At 52.6% G+C, this 19,419-nt stretch carries 32 protein-coding genes; 5 read left to right on the top strand and 27 right to left on the bottom strand.

Annotation, left to right across the window (positions count from 1 at the left end; all coding sequences use genetic code 11):
- Positions 1-6 precede the first annotated feature (6 nt).
- From ACNQ0W_RS10210 to ACNQ0W_RS10185, 6 genes are all read right to left on the bottom strand, one after another.
- Positions 7-759, bottom strand: a complete 753-nt coding sequence (locus ACNQ0W_RS10210; RefSeq protein WP_023295194.1) for a DUF6651 domain-containing protein — start codon at positions 757-759, stop codon at positions 7-9.
- A 107-nt stretch (positions 760-866) separates the two neighbouring features.
- Entirely contained in the window at positions 867-1,076 is a 210-nt protein-coding gene (locus ACNQ0W_RS10205; RefSeq protein WP_022651635.1) for a hypothetical protein, read from the bottom strand.
- Between the two features lie 3 nt (positions 1,077-1,079).
- Positions 1,080-2,186, bottom strand: a complete 1,107-nt coding sequence (locus ACNQ0W_RS10200; RefSeq protein WP_023295195.1) for a hypothetical protein — start codon at positions 2,184-2,186, stop codon at positions 1,080-1,082.
- Between the two features lies 1 nt (position 2,187).
- The gene (locus ACNQ0W_RS10195) at positions 2,188-3,591 is read right to left on the bottom strand and encodes a DUF4055 domain-containing protein (protein ID WP_063613867.1); all 1,404 of its coding nucleotides are present in this window, start codon (positions 3,589-3,591) and stop codon (positions 2,188-2,190) included.
- A 4-nt stretch (positions 3,592-3,595) separates the two neighbouring features.
- Complete coding sequence (locus ACNQ0W_RS10190; protein WP_048218138.1) at positions 3,596-5,167, bottom strand: terminase; 1,572 nt, start codon at positions 5,165-5,167, stop codon at positions 3,596-3,598.
- Positions 5,164-5,736: a terminase small subunit gene (locus tag ACNQ0W_RS10185; protein ID WP_059294217.1), complete on the bottom strand. Its 573-nt coding sequence runs from the start codon at positions 5,734-5,736 to the stop codon at positions 5,164-5,166. The genes ACNQ0W_RS10190 and ACNQ0W_RS10185 overlap by 4 nt, the downstream gene beginning before the upstream one ends.
- Positions 5,737-5,766: 30 nt before the next feature.
- Between ACNQ0W_RS10185 and ACNQ0W_RS10180 the strand changes: the two genes are divergently transcribed.
- A complete protein-coding gene (locus tag ACNQ0W_RS10180) occupies positions 5,767-5,955 on the top strand; it encodes a hypothetical protein (protein WP_154816748.1) in 189 nt (62 codons plus the stop codon).
- 67 nt (positions 5,956-6,022) lie between these two features.
- Here ACNQ0W_RS10180 and ACNQ0W_RS10175 read toward each other — a convergent pair whose 3' ends face one another.
- Positions 6,023-6,241: a hypothetical protein gene (locus ACNQ0W_RS10175; RefSeq protein ID WP_045408413.1), complete on the bottom strand. Its 219-nt coding sequence runs from the start codon at positions 6,239-6,241 to the stop codon at positions 6,023-6,025.
- A gap of 142 nt (positions 6,242-6,383) precedes the next feature.
- Here ACNQ0W_RS10175 and ACNQ0W_RS10170 point away from each other — a divergent pair, with 142 nt between their 5' ends.
- Positions 6,384-6,566, top strand: a complete 183-nt coding sequence (locus ACNQ0W_RS10170) for a hypothetical protein (protein ID WP_058687458.1) — start codon at positions 6,384-6,386, stop codon at positions 6,564-6,566.
- A 27-nt stretch (positions 6,567-6,593) separates the two neighbouring features.
- Here the strand turns inward: ACNQ0W_RS10170 and ACNQ0W_RS10165 are convergent, their stop codons facing one another.
- The 20 genes from ACNQ0W_RS10165 to ACNQ0W_RS10070 form a co-directional block, all read right to left on the bottom strand.
- Positions 6,594-7,067, bottom strand: coding sequence for a lysis protein (locus ACNQ0W_RS10165; protein WP_180261524.1), 474 nt, complete (start codon positions 7,065-7,067; stop codon positions 6,594-6,596).
- Positions 7,064-7,540 carry a glycoside hydrolase family 104 protein gene (locus ACNQ0W_RS10160; protein WP_180261525.1) on the bottom strand — a complete coding sequence of 159 codons (477 nt, stop codon included), beginning with the start codon at positions 7,538-7,540 and terminating at the stop codon, positions 7,064-7,066. The genes ACNQ0W_RS10165 and ACNQ0W_RS10160 overlap by 4 nt, the downstream gene beginning before the upstream one ends.
- 2 nt (positions 7,541-7,542) lie before the next feature.
- On the bottom strand, positions 7,543-7,818 hold the full coding sequence (locus ACNQ0W_RS10155; protein ID WP_001514184.1) for a phage holin family protein: 276 nt from the start codon (positions 7,816-7,818) through the stop codon (positions 7,543-7,545).
- The gene (locus tag ACNQ0W_RS10150; protein ID WP_001514183.1) at positions 7,815-8,216 is read right to left on the bottom strand and encodes a putative holin; all 402 of its coding nucleotides are present in this window, start codon (positions 8,214-8,216) and stop codon (positions 7,815-7,817) included. Before ACNQ0W_RS10150 ends, ACNQ0W_RS10155 begins: the two co-directional genes overlap by 4 nt.
- Positions 8,217-8,495: 279 nt before the next feature.
- Positions 8,496-9,185, bottom strand: coding sequence for a bacteriophage antitermination protein Q (locus tag ACNQ0W_RS10145; RefSeq protein WP_148369393.1), 690 nt, complete (start codon positions 9,183-9,185; stop codon positions 8,496-8,498).
- The gene (locus tag ACNQ0W_RS10140) at positions 9,182-9,298 is read right to left on the bottom strand and encodes a hypothetical protein (protein ID WP_023330677.1); all 117 of its coding nucleotides are present in this window, start codon (positions 9,296-9,298) and stop codon (positions 9,182-9,184) included. Before ACNQ0W_RS10140 ends, ACNQ0W_RS10145 begins: the two co-directional genes overlap by 4 nt.
- Positions 9,285-9,485 (bottom strand): hypothetical protein, encoded by a 201-nt coding sequence (locus ACNQ0W_RS10135; RefSeq protein WP_148369395.1) that lies wholly within the window; start codon positions 9,483-9,485, stop codon positions 9,285-9,287. The genes ACNQ0W_RS10140 and ACNQ0W_RS10135 overlap by 14 nt, the downstream gene beginning before the upstream one ends.
- The gene (locus ACNQ0W_RS10130; protein WP_180261527.1) at positions 9,482-10,093 is read right to left on the bottom strand and encodes a recombination protein NinG; all 612 of its coding nucleotides are present in this window, start codon (positions 10,091-10,093) and stop codon (positions 9,482-9,484) included. Before ACNQ0W_RS10130 ends, ACNQ0W_RS10135 begins: the two co-directional genes overlap by 4 nt.
- Complete coding sequence (locus ACNQ0W_RS10125; RefSeq protein WP_180261528.1) at positions 10,086-10,754, bottom strand: metallophosphoesterase; 669 nt, start codon at positions 10,752-10,754, stop codon at positions 10,086-10,088. Before ACNQ0W_RS10125 ends, ACNQ0W_RS10130 begins: the two co-directional genes overlap by 8 nt.
- Complete coding sequence (locus ACNQ0W_RS10120) at positions 10,751-10,921, bottom strand: NinE family protein (RefSeq protein WP_180261529.1); 171 nt, start codon at positions 10,919-10,921, stop codon at positions 10,751-10,753. The genes ACNQ0W_RS10125 and ACNQ0W_RS10120 overlap by 4 nt, the downstream gene beginning before the upstream one ends.
- Positions 10,921-11,376, bottom strand: a complete 456-nt coding sequence (locus ACNQ0W_RS10115; protein WP_180261530.1) for a YbcN family protein — start codon at positions 11,374-11,376, stop codon at positions 10,921-10,923. The genes ACNQ0W_RS10120 and ACNQ0W_RS10115 overlap by 1 nt, the downstream gene beginning before the upstream one ends.
- 191 nt (positions 11,377-11,567) lie before the next feature.
- A complete protein-coding gene (locus tag ACNQ0W_RS10110) occupies positions 11,568-12,068 on the bottom strand; it encodes a hypothetical protein (protein WP_063858769.1) in 501 nt (166 codons plus the stop codon).
- 112 nt (positions 12,069-12,180) lie between these two features.
- The gene (locus ACNQ0W_RS10105) at positions 12,181-12,909 is read right to left on the bottom strand and encodes a hypothetical protein (RefSeq protein WP_251841662.1); all 729 of its coding nucleotides are present in this window, start codon (positions 12,907-12,909) and stop codon (positions 12,181-12,183) included.
- Entirely contained in the window at positions 12,906-13,451 is a 546-nt protein-coding gene (locus tag ACNQ0W_RS10100) for a hypothetical protein (protein ID WP_234783200.1), read from the bottom strand. Before ACNQ0W_RS10100 ends, ACNQ0W_RS10105 begins: the two co-directional genes overlap by 4 nt.
- An 82-nt stretch (positions 13,452-13,533) precedes the next feature.
- The gene (locus ACNQ0W_RS10095; RefSeq protein WP_058663668.1) at positions 13,534-13,884 is read right to left on the bottom strand and encodes a hypothetical protein; all 351 of its coding nucleotides are present in this window, start codon (positions 13,882-13,884) and stop codon (positions 13,534-13,536) included.
- Positions 13,868-15,241 (bottom strand): replicative DNA helicase, encoded by a 1,374-nt coding sequence (locus ACNQ0W_RS10090; protein ID WP_180261531.1) that lies wholly within the window; start codon positions 15,239-15,241, stop codon positions 13,868-13,870. Before ACNQ0W_RS10090 ends, ACNQ0W_RS10095 begins: the two co-directional genes overlap by 17 nt.
- Complete coding sequence (locus tag ACNQ0W_RS10085; protein WP_180261532.1) at positions 15,238-16,323, bottom strand: replication protein; 1,086 nt, start codon at positions 16,321-16,323, stop codon at positions 15,238-15,240. The genes ACNQ0W_RS10090 and ACNQ0W_RS10085 overlap by 4 nt, the downstream gene beginning before the upstream one ends.
- Positions 16,310-16,477 (bottom strand): hypothetical protein, encoded by a 168-nt coding sequence (locus ACNQ0W_RS10080; protein ID WP_013095956.1) that lies wholly within the window; start codon positions 16,475-16,477, stop codon positions 16,310-16,312. Before ACNQ0W_RS10080 ends, ACNQ0W_RS10085 begins: the two co-directional genes overlap by 14 nt.
- Positions 16,478-16,565: 88 nt before the next feature.
- Positions 16,566-17,132, bottom strand: coding sequence for a toxin YdaT family protein (locus ACNQ0W_RS10075; RefSeq protein WP_180261533.1), 567 nt, complete (start codon positions 17,130-17,132; stop codon positions 16,566-16,568).
- A 30-nt stretch (positions 17,133-17,162) separates the two neighbouring features.
- Complete coding sequence (locus ACNQ0W_RS10070; RefSeq protein ID WP_022650973.1) at positions 17,163-17,381, bottom strand: helix-turn-helix transcriptional regulator; 219 nt, start codon at positions 17,379-17,381, stop codon at positions 17,163-17,165.
- Between the two features lie 108 nt (positions 17,382-17,489).
- Here ACNQ0W_RS10070 and ACNQ0W_RS10065 point away from each other — a divergent pair, with 108 nt between their 5' ends.
- From ACNQ0W_RS10065 to ACNQ0W_RS10055, 3 genes are all read left to right on the top strand, one after another.
- A complete protein-coding gene (locus ACNQ0W_RS10065) occupies positions 17,490-18,149 on the top strand; it encodes a LexA family protein (RefSeq protein ID WP_047058701.1) in 660 nt (219 codons plus the stop codon).
- A 265-nt stretch (positions 18,150-18,414) separates the two neighbouring features.
- Positions 18,415-19,041 (top strand): Panacea domain-containing protein, encoded by a 627-nt coding sequence (locus ACNQ0W_RS10060; RefSeq protein WP_063851988.1) that lies wholly within the window; start codon positions 18,415-18,417, stop codon positions 19,039-19,041.
- Positions 19,038-19,412, top strand: a complete 375-nt coding sequence (locus tag ACNQ0W_RS10055; protein WP_047345146.1) for a hypothetical protein — start codon at positions 19,038-19,040, stop codon at positions 19,410-19,412. Before ACNQ0W_RS10060 ends, ACNQ0W_RS10055 begins: the two co-directional genes overlap by 4 nt.
- Positions 19,413-19,419: the final 7 nt, after the last annotated feature.

The raw sequence follows: 19,419 nt of genomic DNA, 5'->3' as shown, positions 1-19,419 counted from the left end.
TTTCGATTAATCAACGATGCTCGTGCCGCCGCCAATCGCAGCCTGTTGTTCAGCTGGTGGCAGGGCGTCAAAAGCAGCGCGTTTCATGGTTTTCTGCCCGGCCTGATGCTGCGACTGGTGAGAACCACCGCCGCTGTTGCCGGACGATTTGAGGATGTAGTCTTTCTGCGGGTGCGACTCGACCAGAGATTCCAGCGCTTCATCGAAGCTGGCCAGCTCGCCGGGCTTGGTGCGGGAGAACACCTTATTGCCCTGGCCGTCGTAGGCCACAACCTTGCCGTCTTCGATTTTGAAGTTCTGCCCGAAGTACGAACGCACGAACTCACTGGGGATCGCCATCTTCTCCGAGATGAATTTGGAGCCACCGAAGCGGCCGCCGATCATCTCGTCGTAGAGTTGAGTTTCCAGTTGCTGGGTCTTGCTGTTCGCCTCTTCGAGTTGCTGTTGGAAAACTTTGGTGATCTCCGCCTTTACCTGGTCAACGGCACCAGCATCGATCAGTTTTTTCTGGTCGATTTTGGTCATCATTTCCAGGGCTTCGAGCGCCTTGGCCGGGTCGGTGATGCCAGAGAATTTCGCGAGATTGGCTTCCGCCGCTTCCTTCGCTTCACGGTGAGTTTTCGCCTCACCATTCAGGGAGGTGATTTTGGTCATCGCTGCGACCGCATCAAACGGGATCTCTTTGCCGTCATCATGGACGTACACAGGCATACCGTTTTCAACGACCACATTTCCGTTAGCATCAAGTTTCAGTTTCATTATTTTTGCTCCAGCCTTCCGGCCATACGTAATGGGTCATCCGACCCGGGCACCGCGTCGCATCCGCTCAGCGGCAGGCATAAAAAAAGCTGCCCGGAGGCAGCCTGTTAGATAAATTCGATGGTTATGTAACCGCGCAGCTTGCGGGAGTAAATTTCACCCCGCTTTCGCTTGTGGATCCGTAACGGGTGTGGATGAATACAGGCGATACCACGTTTGACATCAGCCCATACACAGCTCTTTATCTCATTGCCATTAACGAACACCCTTCGCCTTCCACGACCATCTCCAACGTAGTGAAAATCTTCGTTACGCATACCCTATTCCTCAAACGCCGACGCATCCACGCGGCGCAGTTCGTCCAGGTTCAGAAACTCCCCGGCATCATTGAACATCTCAGGCACGGTGATTTTGCCGTCACGCAGCATCCGCGCGCGAGTAACGCCCAGCACCTGCTCCTGCCGTGCGTACGGTTGCCTGACGAGCCATTCGGCATAGCTGGTATGCGATGGCACCTGTCCATCCATCGAAGCGCGTGTGGCGCTGCTCAGTTCGCCAGATGCTATCTGCAATTCCTCCCACGATTTAGTGATCAGAATTTCGCATGAGCGACAGCAGAAATGAATTTTGCCGGGCCCGCGCAGATATGGGATTGCATGGCCCAGCGGCTTACCATCGAGCGAATAGAGTTTGCGATCTCGTATGATGCACCACTGGCTGGTATGGGTGTCCAGCGTCGAAGACCACTGCTTGGCCTTTACGATATCGCTGTTGGCCAGTGCAAATTCCTGGCGCGCTGTAGCGGCCACATGGTTCACCGCCGTGCGGGTTACTACTGCAAGGTCACGACGTGAAACATTTATAACCCCGTCCTGGCGGTGGAGTTGCGGCGTGCCGGCGACCCGCTTCACAATCTGCTCGACGGTTTCACCCTGAAGAAATCCGGTGCGCACGGCACTGGTAATTTTTTCCAGCCGATCCGATTCGAGTTTCTTGCCCCACTCTTTCAGCAATCTCCCCTGAAAAGGTTGCGCCACCGCAGAGGCGTAGACCTGCTCTGGAGCAATGCTTTGCAGCGGGACGTGCTTAAGCACCTGGCCGGGAATGAGGCTGCTGAACAGGTCAAACTGATACCCGGTCTCATAATCAGCGTAACGAGTCAGTTCGCGCATCAGAGCAGCATTGACCGGTTCGTAGGCCTGCTGGTTTAGCTCCCGCACACCAGCCAGTAGCGATGCAAGGCGGCGCGCGCTGTAGGTGTCAGCGCGCTTACCCTCCAGCAGAACAAGCAGCCGGGCAGCCAGATCAGCATCCATCCTGTTAAGCAGTGCCACCATTCGTCGGGCTACGCCCGTCCCGTAGCGCGTCACGTAAAGTCCGTGAGCTATGGTCTCGTCCTGCAACCTGTCGTTTACCGAACGAGCCATATCACACCTCGCCCGGTGGCGGTTCAGTCAGAGATGCTGACTCAGCAAGCAACTCGCTCAGAACCACATCGGGATCCGCGTCGGCATCAATCAGGTTGAGTTTTTGCAGGGCTTTGATTGCATCGATACGGCGAAGGTCACCGCCCTGACGCAGCGACTGAATGGCCATCGCCGCTGGTGGATTAAACTCTTTCGACTCGACATCAAGCTCGGTGCGCACGTCAACGTTGCCGCCTTCCGCTTCACCGATGTACTCAGCCATGATTTGCAGGATATTGTCGATCGCATCTTCCAGGCTTGTCGCCATGGTGTAGAGCGGTGACTGCTCCTGCATTTTCTCTTCAGAGGTCTGGTCTACCGACTTGGTAGAAGTATTTTCGGTGCGCAGCAGCTTCGCACCTGCCTGTCGCATTTGCTCCACCAGCTCTGCCAGCGACTCTTTGCCAGCACCGATGGAGGAACCTGTATGCTCGACGTATTCCAGGCCCTGCCTTTGCCGATCGGAGAATGACGTGGCAGAGGATGAGCCAATCACCAGTTCTTGCCCCTCTTCCAGCCCGAACACCGTGAGCAACGGCACCCTAGCGACATGCAGAATGTTGTCCTGCTCGCTCTGGCTCTGCCAGTGCTTAATGTTCAGCAGGGCCATATTGAGCAATGGAGGTGAACCACACATAAACCCGGTGCGTTTGGTGTAGAGCGTAACCAGAGTGATATCCTGGCGGGATGTCTGCCACTCCTCGAATAGCGCCCAGTTCGCGGCACCGTCAGCATCTTTAGCCTTGCGGTAAATTTCCACCTTTCCAGGTGTCAGGTACCGTATTTGCTCGACCTTGGTCTGCCCGAAGTCGTCGCCGTCTTCGACCACAACCTCTTTGATACGCAGCGCAGTCAGCACCACTTTGCCGTCCACCATTTTCGACTTCCAGCCAATTACCTGGCGTGGATTGAGCATGGTGACATAGGGGCGCGCGCCGGTAGCTTTCTCTTCAGCTTTGGTTTTCACCTTTTCGGTGTCCACCCTGGGATAATCCACCAGCGCGTGGGAGAGGCCATACTGCATCGCCAGACCGAAGAATGCCTGTGCCCATACGTCCAGGCGCGTCCCTTCAAGGTCGAAGTTTTTCGCATACTCTCGCAGCTGATCCGGCACATTCTCGGCAAGCTTAATAGGCTCGGCGAATACACGCCCGATGTTTTGCTTAATGGTCTCTTCGTAGGCTGGCAGAAGCGTGGCCACGGCCAAACGTTTTTTGTAGTCCTCCCTGTCTTCTTTCGGCCAGCGCGGTAGATATTGCTCGCCCAGCTGTCGCATATAGAGCGTGCCGCCCATCAGGGCATCGTTGATATCCCACGCCTCGACCATGTTCCCATAGTCCAGATTGGGTGTTGAAATGTCAGGCATGGAGTTAGAGCCTCAGATTGGTGACTTTGCCGACTCTCTTCGGCGGTGAATGCAGAACGGCATATCGGGTAGCATCCCAGTCGTGATCTTCCTGTTGGGTATCTACATCGTCGGGGTTTTTACTGTCGCGCACGAGTACCGGCACACGGCTGATCCAGCCACGGCAGTAGTCGAATACGTAAAATGCAGGTTTCTCCGGGATGCCGGATTCCAGTTTCTTACCTTCATTGACAGCTTCGAGCATATCGGCAAACAGAGCGGCGCCGTTAACGCGCGATCCCGGCTTTTTGTTTGCCTCAAGCCATTTAACGCCCTGGGACTCCATCTTCTGCGCAATGGAGAGTTCATCATCGCCTGTATTGTAAATGGCGCTGTCAGCCGGGCCCGGTGTAACCTTCTTGCAGATGCCAGGCATGATGTTCAGTTGCCCCTGCGTCACCCCGTTAAGCTTGATTTCGTCAGGCTCAGCAAGTTCATCGCCCACCAGCCGTTTATCTACCCAGGCAACGCCCTTAGCGACGTTTGTTGATGACATATTCAGGCCTTTGTTCAGCTCGTCCGGTGGGCAGCCGTACCACTCGCCAATAAGAATCAGCGTCCCAGCAGGCGGGCAGAACTGGCGGCCATCAGGCAGTTCTGCGGCGGTTCCGTCGGATCGTGCCCACCAGAGGTTGGAAAACGGTTTCGATTCGCCCCAGTCATGCGAGCGGTCGACCGTCCAGCTATCCGGTATGCGGAATGGCTTGATGACATGATGCGAGGCATTCCACAGATGGTCGAAACGTCCGCCGCTGGTAACATCCCACGAGCCCTCAACCCACGCCTTACGGCGATTCGGGTCTTTGATGGCCATCAGCGTTGCGATGTACTGCGGATCGAGGTACGGGTTCTCTTTGAACGAGCCGTGAATCGCAACGCGGGTAAGCGTGACGTCCTCTTCCCGCTCGGTCTGCGGGTTGAACACCTTCTGTGTTTCGCGAATGATAGTGCCGCGCGGCGCCGGCTCAATGAATCGTTTTTTTACCCAGGTGTGGCCGATGCCGAACGGGTTTGTGGTGCTGAAAGTCTCCAGCGGGATCGGCTTAAGTAATGAACCATCTTCCAGCGGGTAATTCTCTGGCCGGAACGATGAGCGCCGGCAGGAAAACATCATCTCGTAAAACTCAGATGACTGCTGCTTGGTCAGTTCGTTGAAACCGATGAACGGGAATTCCTGCCCGTGATAATCCCAGTAATCGCCCTCCTCCTTGCCGAAGCGAAACAGGAGTTCTTCTCCAGTCGGCCATACCCAGCGCAGCTCGGATGCTGACGCCAGATAGCGCGCACCGTCATTAAATAGGCGATACATACGCTTCGACTGGGTGATGATGTCGGTGAGGTTTTTATACTCGGTATCGAAAATGACACCGCGCCAGAACGAGCCGTAGCCCAAACCAACCAAGCGACGAAAGCGCGCCAGCTGAGCAGCGGTCTTGCCCGGCCCACGCGTGCCCTCGTAGAGGATCTCGTTACACGGGCAGCTCAGGGAGAGCGATTGCGATCCCGGCAGAGGTTTCCAGACGGCTTTGTAATTCATCCACCCAGAACCTCGCTCTGTTGCTTCTGCGCTGCTGCTTCCCAGTCGTCTACGTTATCGCAGGACGGTACCGGCATAATGCTGTGGGTTGCAGTGACCTTCTGCTCCACCTGCTCTTTGAACGCCTGCACGCTTATGTGCTTGCCAAGTAGTTCAAGGTTCTTCACCTTATCCGGCCATTTGATCTTTTTGAGAATAGTCTCGGTGGTCTTCTCGTCGAAGTCCTGAATCGTCGTCGAAATATCCATTCCCTGAAGCGTGATGCGCCAGACCTTAGGCCACAGCGATATGGGTTTTAGCGTTCCATCGTCACGGAGGATGTCGAGCACATCCATCTGGTCAATCTCAAACAAGCGCCTCAGCACATAATCAGCATCAATGTCGATTCGATCATTGCGCTCCGCTTTGAGTTCGGAGATTCTGGACTGGATACTAAGTTTCGCTAAGTTTTGAGCGCCCTGTTCGTTCGCGGTCTTTTCGCTGTACCCCGCCCGAATAGCCGCTTGTGTGGCGTTTAAATCGATGAGGTACTCGCGACAGAACATTTCTTGCTTGTCGGTGAGTGCCATTAATCTTTCCTAACAATGAGGTAATTATTCTTGGACAGTTACTACATAACCATTAATGCAATACAAATCATGCTCGCGAAAAGCAATGGTTATTATTTAATCGCTTGGTCTAATCAAAACCGTACTGCCGGTTCGAAAGATGAGTTGGCTAAAATTTTGGCTTCGGAATTTGGCATCACCAATCTTGAAGCTACCAACTACGTTGCCGATCTGAACTAAATGATTATTGCCATCGAAGCGATAATAGGCCGCATTCGATGGCCTCCCAGTCCGGTTTGCTCATTCGTTACTCCGTTGTTTGTTCTGCTGGCTGTTCGGTCTGCTCTTCCGGCACCGGCGTGAACTCCACGCGCTTTACATCAGCAGGAGCGAAGTACAGCCACTGCCCCGTCTCCGTCGCAAGCGGCACAAAGCCATTAACCAGTTCAGGCTGACGTCGTGACATCTTGCCCGTGAAGGTTTCGCCTGTTTGGGTGGTTAGCGTGATTTGGTAGATGTCGGACATTGAGAGCCTCTTTAGCCTTTAACGGTGGTGCCGTCCTGCGGTTTAGCTTCACTCATTTCGTAGCCTTTTCGGTTATGCGCCAACTTGCTTTTGCTGGCTTGTGGATGGATATTGCTGGGATGAAACACATGGAGATAACCAAATGAAGCAGATTCTTTTTGCGTGGTTTGTTTTAACAAATACCTTTGCCTGCATCACCTTCAGCATTAACGTGAACAACTCGCTAATGCTTGATTCAGCTTTGCCGTGGATTGTTGGGATTTCTCTTGCAGCAATCACTAATTACTTATTGGCTAAAAAACTGAAGAAAAGCGGTTTTTTATAGCACGTGCTTAAGGCATTGGTGTCTTCACTATTTCAGGCACTGCGTGCTGATGTAGAGTTGCATGCCGCGAATCATTTTGTCAGCGGTTGCGATTCCGTCCCGGTGATCGAAATAATTCCGTCGAGCGTCTGGAGTAAGTTCGGGGGTTCCTGCATCATCCACGCCGGTGGCGGAGGTGGATTTGGACACTCCAGGGCAGGTTGCGGCGATGCGCAGCCGTTTAGCGCCAGAATCGACATCCCGACGCAAATCGTTAATGGTTTTTTTCGCATCGGACAATTCCTTCGTGTATTTGGCATCCAGCGCAGCCACATCTCGCTGACGCACCTGCATATCTTTGATGGTTGCGTTAGCTAGGTTGAGATTTTTGGTGGCCTTATCGCGCTGGTCTTTGTAGGCGATCGCGTTGTCGCGGTAATGGTTAATAGCCCAGGCCATGGAAACCAGCAGTACTATCACAACTATGGGCAGCCATAGTTTCTTGATAATAGCGACGATCATGATTTTGGCTCTGTCACAAAACCGCCGGCCTCTTTGAATTTCTTCAGGAGGTTTTCAATCCTGTGCTCGTGCTGTCCATAACCCGCCCCGGGCAGTGACGCCCAAATGTTGCTGCATCGGTCAATGGCCTGGAGGATATAGCCTTCGTCAATGAGCTGCAGTGCGCGGCGCTCTTTAATTTGCTGCAATGCCACTGCATCCTGGCTGTCCGGGGAGAAGTCCTTCAGGCCAAGCTGTGAACGATAAGTATCCCAGTAGCGTGATAGAAGTTGATATCTTCCAGCCGCCGTGGATTTCAGTCTGGGGTTAAGCGTGACCAGCTTGCGAGGGTGATCTGCGTAGCTCGTAAAGAGGGATCCGCCAACGATCACGTCATAGCCGTGGTTCTTAGTTGGCTGACCAGGTTTATCGGTTCCCTCTGACCATGCGAGCATATCCAGAAAGGCTTTCCGCTGTGCGTTGATTGCTTGCATGACTACTCCGTTATAACGACCTTCGCCAGATTCCCGCGCGCCAGCCACACCGCCATGCAAATGACGGAGTTAAGCAGCAGATCGCCGAGGTTAACCTGAACGTAGTGGCCGAGCAGAATGTTGAAGGCGTTGAATCCGGCGGCAAGGATGACCAGATAGGCCAGTACCGCGACACTCAGGCGATGACGCTTTCCCTCTTTCCGGAAAAACATCAGCCTGACCATAATTAACAGGCAAACTATGGCGTTTGCATCCATCAGAAGAAGCTGCCATGTCATTTATCTTCCTCCCCCAGCCCCGGCATCTTCCCGCTTTTGGATTTGCGGAGAATACGCAGCAGGACTGCCACGGAAATGGAAGCAGTGACAATTGCACCGACAGCTGGCGATACCTCAATGCTGGCCGGTGGCTTCATCAGGCTTAACGGCGTGTTGATGATTCCGGCCATGATTTTCGCCATGGGAACGGAGAAGAACACGCCACTGATAAACGATATCAGCGCAAAGATAGCCTGCTTCCAGAGTTGATGGGGATCTGAGGTCAGAACGTATAGCGCAGTTCCGGCGAGTGATCCGAGCATCACTGCTGGAGTCGCCTCCGGAAACAGCGTGGCAAAGGTTACACCGACTGATGACGATGTAAGACCAACGCCTACGATAGTGAAGGTCTCAGACATATTTATTCCGCGTGTAGTTGGTTCAGGCCCTCGGGACGATTTAACAAGAAGGCATGTCGAGGATGGTTCCCGGGACCTGGAATAAAAAACCTGGCGACAAGCCAGGAAGATGAGGGTAAGGCAATGTCGGCTCTCTGGCCGAAGGGTCCCAGGTAGTGGGTTCTGTGTGCGGCGTACCGCAAATAAAAAAGCCCAAGGTGTAAACCTCGGGCTAGAATTCTTTGTGTCGACAATCGAAGCTATGGCGACGATATCAGATTTACATGAAATATATGCTTTTCAATCCAGTTTTGCAAGACTTGAGCCTAAATTTGTCGCCTTTTGTTGTGAACGTGATCGCGTAACCTGCAACAAAGCACCACTGTCCAGTCGCAGGAAGATGCGGCGCATCTCCACCCAGCGGTCCGTAAACGTCTCAGACCAGTTCTTTGGAGTTACCCCGACCAGTTTCGCCAGCACCTGATATTCGTACGTCTCACGCCCCGCCAGCTCTGCCTTAACGTCCTGCGCCGCCAGCCATATCAGCTTCTTCAGGCGCTCCATCGTTTTGCCGGCCACTTTCTTCGCGCCGATCTGTTCCCGGAACTCTGCCCACGCCCACTGGGTGATCGCCACCTGGTACTCAAAGCGGATGTTCTCGCTGTAGTTCCACAGAAGCCATGCTTTCTGGTGGTCTTCCAGTGACAGGACAGCGCGGCGCCACGATGCGGTCACGAACTCAACCGGCCCAACCAGCGCGATGGATGAGCCTTTGGCGCGGGACTGGCTGCCACTCATCGCCGGGCCGTCGGGGTTAACCTTCCGGCCGGTGACCGGGTCGGTTATTTTCTTCCGCCCCCGGCTGCGCGCCGTCGCGGTGAATTGCGCGTTTTCGGCGAAAGCTACCAGCGGCCCTTTCGTCGCCCCGCTGAGGTCTGCGGTCGCCACAATGAGCTGCTGACGTACGTATTCCAGTTGCTGACTGTTCATGCGGCTTCCTTCTGTGGCTGGTTGGTTTTGGTCTGGCTGTGCTTTGCTACTGGTGGCAGGTTGGCGCGCTTAACGCTTTCTGCCTGGTACTTTTCGAAATCAGCTCTGGTCATGATTCCACCACTCCCGTGCTGACTTTCTGTATTCAGGGTTTTCTGTCTGACAGATAATTTCCGCTCGATCGCCGCTTATCAGTTCGCGAGCTTTCGCATGCAGCCTTTCTCTTTTCGAAAGCTGTGTCGTTTCATACCAGGTGCTGGCAACGAACTTTCTCGCTTCAACTGGAGTGAATGACTTCATGCTGCCTCCTGCTGTTTCAGTGCGCGAAGGTCTGCTCGGGCCTTGGCGCGGATGCCATCGAGCTCTTCTCGGGTGTATCGGTGGGTTTCGTTGTTGGATTCCAGCGCCAGCACGCGCTCTTCGCCGATCAGCTCAACCAGCGCTGCACGGTATGCCTCGATGTTCCCGGACTTATGAACGTTGCAGGCGGAGCACTGGAGCCAGATATTGTCCGGGTTAAAGCGAAGCTGTGGTGCGGCGGCCGTGGTGCGGTAATGCCCGGCATGCCAGGCAAACGCGGTCTTGGTTCCGCAGGAGATGCAGCCGTGGCCGGCGGCCAGAAGCATTTCTCGACGCCAGTCGTTGAAGGCGCGCTGAGTCATCTGCACCCAGTGACGGATTGGCTTCAGCTCATTACGGCGTTCTGCGCGGCGCTGGCGCCCTGCTTTCTCGGCTTCCTTCTGCTCTTTGATGCGCTTAGCCGCGGCTTTCACCTTCTCCTTTTCGCGCTCTTCCATCGCGAGGATTGCGCCGTGTTCCGGGCAGCACCAGCGGCTCCGGATGTCGTGGAATTTCGGCACGAAGTATTCGCCGCATACTTTGCACTTACGGCGGGATGGTTTACGCATGGTCACTACCTTGGACCTGTACCAGCGTGAGTTTTCCGCAGAACACGGCGCCGGTGTCGATGTACATCTGGTTGGCATATTTCAGGGGCTGGCGCGCTGGGGTGTGTCCGAAGATAAACAGATCTGCACCGGCTATTGCCGAGACAATGCCGTCCTGAGCGTCGCTGACCCGCTCACGATTCCAGATGACCATATCTTTTGGTATCGGCTTGTCGAACTCATATTCGTTATGCGGGTAGTCAGCGTGGCAGATAACGATTTTACGTTCAGCGGTAACCAGCTCGATGACGAGTGGCAACTCAGCCGCTTTGTGGACGAGGGCCTTAGCCAGCACCTCTTTGTCATAGTCGAGATTGAAGAACCAACCGCCACCGTTTACCAGCCAGTGATTGACGTTTCCATGCTCTGAAAGCCCATCAACCATCATCTGCTCATGGTTACCGCGCACAGCCCTGAACCACGGCATAGTAATCAGATCCAGGCACTCGACGTTTTCCGCGCCGCGGTCAACAAGGTCGCCAACCGAGATCAGCAAATCATGCGCTGGGTCGAACGAAACTTTTTCGAGCTCATTCATCAGCAGCGTGTAGCACCCATGCAGATCCCCGACGACGAAGATATGGCGCCAGTCAGCGCCATTAATGCGTTGATACATGCTCATGCGGATTTTCTCCTCGCTGCGAGGCGCAGCCATTTCTGATCTACCAGGCGGGCGGTGTAGCCTTTCAAGGTCGGGATGTCGGACGGCTTAACCACGGCCTTGCGCTGGCGGCGCGCCGGAACGCGGAAGATTTCATTGGTGATGACGCGGGAAAGTGGAGTAGACATCAGGCCTCCTGCTTATCGCGCAGCTGCTGGTATTCACAGCTCTGCGGGATGGTCAGGTGGCAGCCGATATTCATCGCCCAGGCTTCGACTTTGCACAGGAAAATGTACATCTCGCCGGTTTCCAGCTCTGACGTATGGCGGAGGGATTGGACCGTGGTTATCTCTCCAGAAACGACGTCTACACGGTCCTTGCTTTCGTAGCCGAGATAGGTGTGCTTCATAGCGTCTTTGACCCACTCAGGCGTAGCGAAGGTCTTGCCACGGGCGATCAGGTACTCGCTAATTTCCGTGTACCACATGTGGCTGAGCGAGTTCTGCGACAGGCTGCGCTTCTCGCGCCATGGCTTAACCTGAAGGCGGAAACATTGCCCGGCATCCAGCAATGGCTGAATCTGCTGGCCGATGGCCGCGAAGTTACCGCGATGGAGTTTGATACCGTCTACTGGCAGAGTCATACGGCCTCCCTAACGGAAACCGCAGAATGCAGAAAATCGCAGGTGCATTTCTGCATCTGTGACAAGGTGAGGAGTTCAGATTGTGGTCGCATTTAAGTCCCCTTAAATGCGCAGAAGTCACCGTCGGGCGTTCAACTCCGACGGCGGTTAAATTATGACTGGTTGATTATGAAAAATCAATAATGCTTGTTTTAGTTATCAAGATCTTCATTTGTAACAACGAGGAAGTTAAAAAATGAAATAATCTTTATCCAGGATAAATATAGTTCGTTAGTCATACTGGTTACTTCCCTTGTCGCAAACAGGGCGTCTGGCCCAACTTGATAGTTTAACTCTTCAAAAAGCTCCATGTTCAGTTGACTTATGAAGAATTGTTTTAACTCCCTGATATCAAGACCGTCATTAGTTTCAGTGTGATTTTTTATGTTCTCCATTGCCATGCTAAGGCATCTCACTATGTTAGCTGCGTCATAAAAATTCCACTCGGCACCTTTTTTCCCCTTTGAGTGCGAGTTAGCTTTTTCGGCTATGGATTTTAGAAGCTCATACAGGCTCATTCTGCTTTGGATTTTTAGTGCTTTTGCTGCCGTCTGCCTGCTAGCAATAGCAGCCCAGGCAGAGGCGACGGCCGCGGCGACTGAAAATCCGGAAATGATTACCTCTGAATGTTGTTTTATATATTCGAATATCATATCTGTGCGCTCAGAAGCTGATCCACGTTTTTATGGCGGAGCTCAGCTTTTTTTGACTAACAATGAAAATAAAAATACTAAATTTAAATTATCTCGTCGAATGTGTTCTGCATCACTTCACCTCCTGCTGCGGTGCTGCTGCGAGCATGGCCACATACGCACATTCCATCGGCCCCGGCGCAGGGCTGTCATGAATCTGAATTTGGTTGCGCTCGAAATGAGCGGTAATACCTGAAGAAATCATTTCCGCTGTCGGCTCAACCGGCACCATCACCCAACCATCCGGAATCACCGGAGATTTGCCATCAGCTAATTTCCTGTTCAGCTCAAGCGCCACCATAGCGATAGTCGATGTTGTTGGTGAATGCATGTGCGGATTGCTTGCAACAGCCTCCAGCCACACGACATCGTTAAAGCGGTCGAAGTCGAAATCATCTGGCAACTTGTTAGCCGCCTTTACAAGTTCGGCACCATGAAGCATGGCTGCGCGATAGGCGTTCCAGCCGACAGCTTTTCCGTGTTCAAACGCGCTGTCAAAGTCATCATCCATTTCCATCGCAGCGGGCACAGATACCGGCGCTGGCTGGGCGGTGACATTAGCGAATGCAGCACGCAACCCAGCCTTAATTTCTTCGACTTCATCAGCGCCTAACGATGAATCTGACAGCGCATGATGGAATGCGTAAGCCATATCATCGGTAACCGCCACAGGCTCCGATTCGAGCGATGCCAGTGCGATACGCGCCAGCTCGTTCAGGGTTGCCACATCAGCGTGACCGAGGGTGTAACCAGCTTTCAAATCGGCAACTGCTTGGACGGCATGTTTGTCGATGTTGCTCATTGGGCGGCCTCCTTGCGAATCTGCTCCCTGAACAAGCGGGCTGAGACGATGATGTCTCTGATGCGTACTGATTTTTCGTCGAACTGCTCACCACCGTTTTTAATATGCGCATCCAGTTCTGCACTGTGATGCCGAATGAAAGCGTTGAGGTCATGCGCCCGCACTTCAGCCAGGAAAGCCTGGTACGCAGGAATCTGCAACACCGCCAGTGAACGAATCATTTTCTGCACTTCCGGCGGGCATTGCTCATAGTGTTCGTCTGTGATGAACACGGCGTCGTTGTGAATTGTTTCAACTGCACTCAGCTCCGCAGCCAGCGCCGCGCACTTGGCTTCGAGTTCGGCGACATGGCATCGTGCATCAACATCGTTGTTTTCTGCGGATTTGAGTTTTGCATCCAGACCTTCACGGCTCGCCTGCCATGATTGCCAGAGCTGTTTAGTAAACTGGCTTTTATATTCCCCTCTAAACAAGTCAAAACGGTCTTTTTTGAATGGGAAGTTAGAATCAACCCATGCTTCAAACGCTTCTCTGCTGCTCATACTGATGCTCTCCCGCCCCTGACAGAAGCCAGGCACTGATTGAATAGGTTGTTAAGAGGGTTAGGTGTGCATGTGAATTTACTCATGCCGCCTCCTCGCTAAATTCGATGACATCTTCTGCTGTGATATCCAGAACGCGCATTTCACGACCCAGGGCCTTCTCCATCCGGTCTACGCAGCCACGGATGCGGGTCATCTGCGTTTCCGGGAACTGGCTGCGGGACATCTCGATCAGCGTGTTGTAGAGATTGCGGTTCTTAGCCTGGCGAGCCTTTGCCTTTGCGCAGGCCCGGAGTGATTCGCCAATCTTGCGACCGTCAGCCCGGGCAGTGGCGCGGCATAACTCCAGCGTCAGGAGGGTTTCGGGAAACTCGGCGTATTGTGAGTTCATGATGATTTGCATTGCGGTTGAGTCGTTAGCACTCGTAATCATGGTCAATCTCCTGCTGCTCGCTATGGTGGAATGCAACCGGATCCAGGCCTGAGTAGCGGCTGCTGAAGTGGTAGGTCTTTTCTGCCCCCGGCGCATGGCGGGACTTCACACAGATGATTTCGGTGATGCCTTTCAGTTCGGTGTTCGGGTTGTATTTCTCATCCCGGTAGATCATGAAAATCACATCGGCTTCCTGCTCGATAACACCGGACTCGCGGAGGTCAGCTGCGACCGGGCGCTTATTAGCACGTTCTTCGACCTTACGGTTAAGCTGAGCCAGTGCGATGACCGGGCAACGCAACTCTTTCGCCAGGTTTTTCAGGCCGGTGGCGATCTCCCCTACGCTGCGGTTCATGTTCTCAGGGTCAGACATGCGCATCTTCTGGAGATAATCGACGATTACCACGCCCAGTCCGCCCAGCTTCTTACTCATACGCCGCGCTTCCGCACGCACCTGGTGAACGCTTAGGGATGGCTTGTCATTGATGTAGATCGGAGAGTCGATGAAATCCTTCATGCAGTGGCCGACCTTTCCCCAGGCCCCGTCCATCACGCCGCTTTGCTTGCTGAGTAAATCCTCTTTGCTCACCCGGGCCCGGTGGAACGCGACACGCTCCGAGATCTGATCAACTGGCATTTCCAGACTGAAGAAAAGCACAGGCTTTTTGTTTTTCAGGCCGACTGTCTCGGTCACGGTGGTGCTGAACATGGTTTTCCCCATGCCAGGGCGCCCGCCGACAACGATGAAATCGGTGTTGTTGAACCCGCCGAATGCGCTGTCGATGGTCGCCATGCCCAGCTCGGTTTTGTGCTTCCAGATATCGCCGCTAATAATCGACTGGATGGTATCTAACGACATGTCGATCCCGGTAGTGATGTGCTCGGTGCCATAGTCAGCACTGTGCTCAATACCGGAGATATCGGCCTGTATGTTGCCGATGATGTCAGCGATACCCTCACTGGATGGTTCGGACAGCTTCTGGATCCCTACCTGTAGCGCCAGGGTCATCCGGCGGCCGAGATGCATTTCCCGCAACTTTTCGCAGTACGAGGCAAGGTTCGCGAACGACGGTGTGTTCTTGCTGCATTCAGCCAGGTAAGCGAATCCGCCCGCACTCTCCAGCACTCCAAGGCGCTCAAGGTCGCTGGTCAGTGTCAGCAGGTCTATCTTCTCCCCGGATTCGTTAAGGCGCTTATAGGACCGCAGAGCCACCTTGTGAGGCGTTGCTGTGAAGTGATCCTCAGTCAGCCCCTCAATCGCGTCAGTCGCCATGTCAACGCCGTCTGTGCGGCCCGCTGCGAGCATTATTCCGCCAATGACGGCCTGCTCAACGTATAAATCAATAAAACGGCTCATGCTTTGACTCCCTTGCGCTCACGGTGCTCGTTGATGGCCTGCTCGTAGACAGATCCCCAGTTCTTCGGATTCAGGATCCAGTCGAGTGTCAGCCATGGCTGATCGCCTCTGGTGCCGAACAGGGAAGACTTGCTAATTAGCTCGAAGGCCATGCCCATGTGCTTCAGTTCGCGCCAGTTGCCCTGGGTGGTTTTGCCGTTCCACACAGCTTCCAGGTCACGATAGGCCGGACGGCGGCGGTTCCACTCATGCATAGAAACGGCCTTCGAAGGGAATTTTTCATTCCAGAGCTTGATGATCTCTTCGTGCGGACAGGCTGCCGGATTGCTTCCCTGGCCATCAGCCCATATCAGGGCGTCTGACAGGTATCCATCAAAGCGGGTCATACGGCACAGATTCTCTGGCTTGAAGCTGTGACCCCAGTTCACATGGGCCCAGCGGATAACCAGCTTCAGCTCTTCAGCGGTGTAGCACTGGTCTTTGCTCTTCACCGTGGAGAGAGCTTTCTCAAAAGGTGCCAGCGCAGCACAACGACTACCCGTTAGCTCGTTGAAGTAATCCATCACTTCCTGAGCGAGTGAGTTTTCCCCCTGGGGGGATTTAGGGGGATCTTGTTTTTCTGTATTTTGATTATTGTCTTTTGTGGTTAGCACCTTCTGCTTAGTTCTGTTAGCAACTTCTGCTAAGGTTTTCTTAGCAGGTTTAGCTAATGTTTTGCAGAATCCGTTAACCTTCGTTTTCCACTCGGAAACATTGGTATTCATGCCCACTTTACGGCCTTCCTGAATGAATACCTTCTTGCCGATCAGCAGGTTTTTGGCAGTAGAGCAATGCGTGTGGTGCTTACCAACCATCTGCTCAAGTTGCTCGTTGCTGACCCAATCCATTTTTTTATTGAAGCCGTATGTTTTGCGCCAGACGGCCAGCACAATGCACATCTCAGTTTCGCTCAAACCTGAAGCCATAACGGCATCAAGAAGCTCATTCGCGACGCGAGTGAACCCATCTTCCAGTTGCGCCACACGATGCTCCACGACCTCCAGCGGCGGCCTGTAGTCTGCTAAATGCTTAACGACGCCCATGCTTCACCCCTGCCTGAATCAGTGCCAGTCTTGCCATGCCAACGAAGCGCTCAGCGAACGCCCTGTTTTTTGAGGCGGCGACAACCAGGCCATCTGGTGAATCTGGATGGCGACGTTCCTCTTTTTCCTGGTACTTTTTGCGAGTTTTTGACATACTTACTCCCGTTACTTGGCGTAACACAGTGTGATAAGGGCCTTTGAAGTGACCGCTTCAAGGGCTTTCGCTTTTTTGGTAGTACCCATCACATAACTCCCGGCGCCATAGCGTCCAGACTTGTCACCACCGCAGCGATTGATTCAGTTGGCAGGAAGCGCAGCAGTGCTTCAGCAGCTTCTCTCACCTCTTTCTCAAGGCGTTGTATCGGCTGACCAAGTAACTTCGCCTGATGCGCTTCAGTGCACTCTTTCATGGCCTCGGCTATCAGTTCGGCCTCAGTCTTTGCGACAAGACCGAACTCTCTCGCCACTTTCTCGTTATCCCGAGCCATCACATCAACAATGACGGGGATCAGTAGCACCAGGCCTTTATCGTTCTTAGGTCCCGGGTCGTTAATCATCCGGAAGAAGTTCTGCTTGGTGTTGTGCTCAGAACCGGCCAGCAGCAATCCACGACCGCCGCGCGTCAGCCACTCCTTTGCTACCAGCTGCGAAATGTGAACCTGAGCCTGTCCGGGCGTTGCCTTCTGCCAGGCGCGAACAGCTTCGCGGATCCTGGTCAGCTTACTGTTATTGCGCGGAACGCTTTGATTTACCGAAATCATCGGACTCGCAGTGAATCCGTTATTCTCGTGATACGTAAGTGAATGCATTGCTTTCCCTTTCGTGGTTAGGGCCGCCAATTAGGCGGCGTTGTTGCTGATTGGTGGAAAAACGTCATCAACGCTTACTGAAGCGCCATGCTTATTCAGAGCTGCAACAATCGCCCGGCACTGCTCAAGGCTTAAGCTGCGTTTATTTTTTTCGTAATGGCAAACCGCACCTGTCGACAGGTTCAGCTCTTCGGCAATCTGTCGCTGAGTCAAACCGATGTTTCTGCGGATTTTTCGGATATTGTTCATGTCGGGTCTCCTTTAAACAACTTAAATATACGTTTTGTATTCTTTGTTCGCAAGTAAAATATACGAATTGTGGCTCGCGCAAATATATACAACTTGTATCATTCGGGTATGACTATGAAATGGTACGACTTAGCTAAGACCCTGATGAAAAGTCAGGGCATCAATCAGGAACAGCTGGCGGAGCACCTCGGTATTACTAAAGGTGCGGTAAGTCATTGGCTGAACGCTCGGCGTGAGCCAAGCCTTTCCGAGATCGCAAAAATATTGCAGTTCCTTGGCAAAAAGAACTTCTCCGTAGGAGCTGGCGGTATGATCATTGACGACACGCTTAAGGGTGATGTGGAGTACGCTGGCCCCTACAATCCTGGTAACAAGTATCCAGTAATCAGCAGTGTCCAGGCTGGTTCATGGTGCGAAGCGGTTGAGCCATACACCCTAAAAGATATAGATCTGTGGCTTGAGTCGAATGCTCACATTCAGGGTGACGCGTTCTGGTTGCTCGTTGAGGGCGAGTCAATGACAGCCCCTACTGGCTTGAGCATACCTGAAGGAACCTATGTACTTTTCGACACCGGTAGAGATGCGGTAAATGGCAGTCTGGTAATAGCAAAGCTATCCGATTCGAACGAGGCAACATTTAAGAAGTTAGTGATCGACGGTGGGCAGAAGTACCTGAAGGGTCTAAACCCGCAATGGCCTCTTGTTCCGGTGAATGGTAACTGTCGAATTATCGGTGTTGCTGTAGAGACGAAGCTGCGGCTGGTGTGAGCGGAAAGGTGTTCTGGTCGACGCATAGCTGGTAGCGGCCTGAAGAGACGTTTGGGTAGCATACAGATCTATCGTGCTATCATTTTTTAATCATTAGCACGATATGCTATCCAGTTTGCAGTGACGTAAACCGATATTACATTTAAGATAGACGTTATGGTTAACTCAGTGTATTTTAATAACTGGTTATCCATACAGTATCTCTGAAAGCTTTCACTTTTGGAGAAGATTTTTGTCGTTATAATTTTGTTAAAGGGGGCATGTGATGGCTTACTCAACAATTGCAGTAGCTAATGCCTTTATTGAAAGAGCTAAAGGGGCTAAGATCACTGATCTTACGCCTATGAAGCTTCAAAAACTGGTATTTTTTGCTCAGTCGTGGAGCTTGAAAATATTAGATAAGCCTTTAGTGGAAGATTTTTTTGCTAAGTGGACTTATGGTCCTGTACAACCTCAGCTGTACCATGCTGTAAAGGACTATCAAAATCACCATATCTCTACCTTAATAAGTACGCTTGAATTCACAGAAGATGGTGGTTTCCAAACAGTTACACCAGAGTTTGTCGATGAGGTAGGGGATTTCCGCTGCATTATTGATAATATAATTACTGTATATGGTCATATGACAGCTGCTAATTTATCCCGCCTTACTCACCTTCCTGGCTCAGCTTGGGCCAAAGCTGGTGATGAACAGGCTGTTTTGGACAACAAGCTGTTGAAAGAATGCATTGTAATTGAAGAGGGTCGATTTATGTCTCAGGCTGAGTTCCCCTTCAACTTTGAACTAGATCGTATGCAAAAAATGGTGTCTGGGGACTTTGTGACTGTGCCTGATGGCCTTGAAACCCTTGACGATTTTGATGACTGGCTTAGGAAGGTGTCACAAAGTTGAAAGTGGATGTGGGAGTTCTATTTGCGAAAGAGGTCTTAAACTTTCCTGCTGATGACAGGAAAAAAATTAAGGCGTTCATAGATCATCTTAAAGCCAACGGCTTTAATGCCCTTGAAGGAAGAAACAAATCTTCTGACAGCGTATCCAAAGATGATCGAGACTTCGTAAATAAAGTGAAGGTGGCGCTACAGTATAAACTCTGGCATTACCATATCGGGATTGATGCTTACGATATGACTAAGCCATTTGGAGATAGAACGTCTGAGTATGTTCTTCACTATATGAATGAGCTTACTCCAGGCGAGATCAAGATAGTTGATTTTTCGTCTCACCCACCTTTCAGGCCCCCCACTCCTCCTTACCTTATCTAGCCGTTAT

Origin of the sequence: Enterobacter cloacae complex sp. 6730903, from assembly GCF_048283985.1 — a bacterium.
In the GTDB taxonomy this organism is placed as follows: Bacteria; Pseudomonadota; Gammaproteobacteria; order Enterobacterales; family Enterobacteriaceae; genus Enterobacter; species Enterobacter hormaechei_C.
The sequence above is the reverse complement of the archived record's forward strand: the minus strand, read 5'-3'. Positions and strand labels throughout refer to the sequence as shown.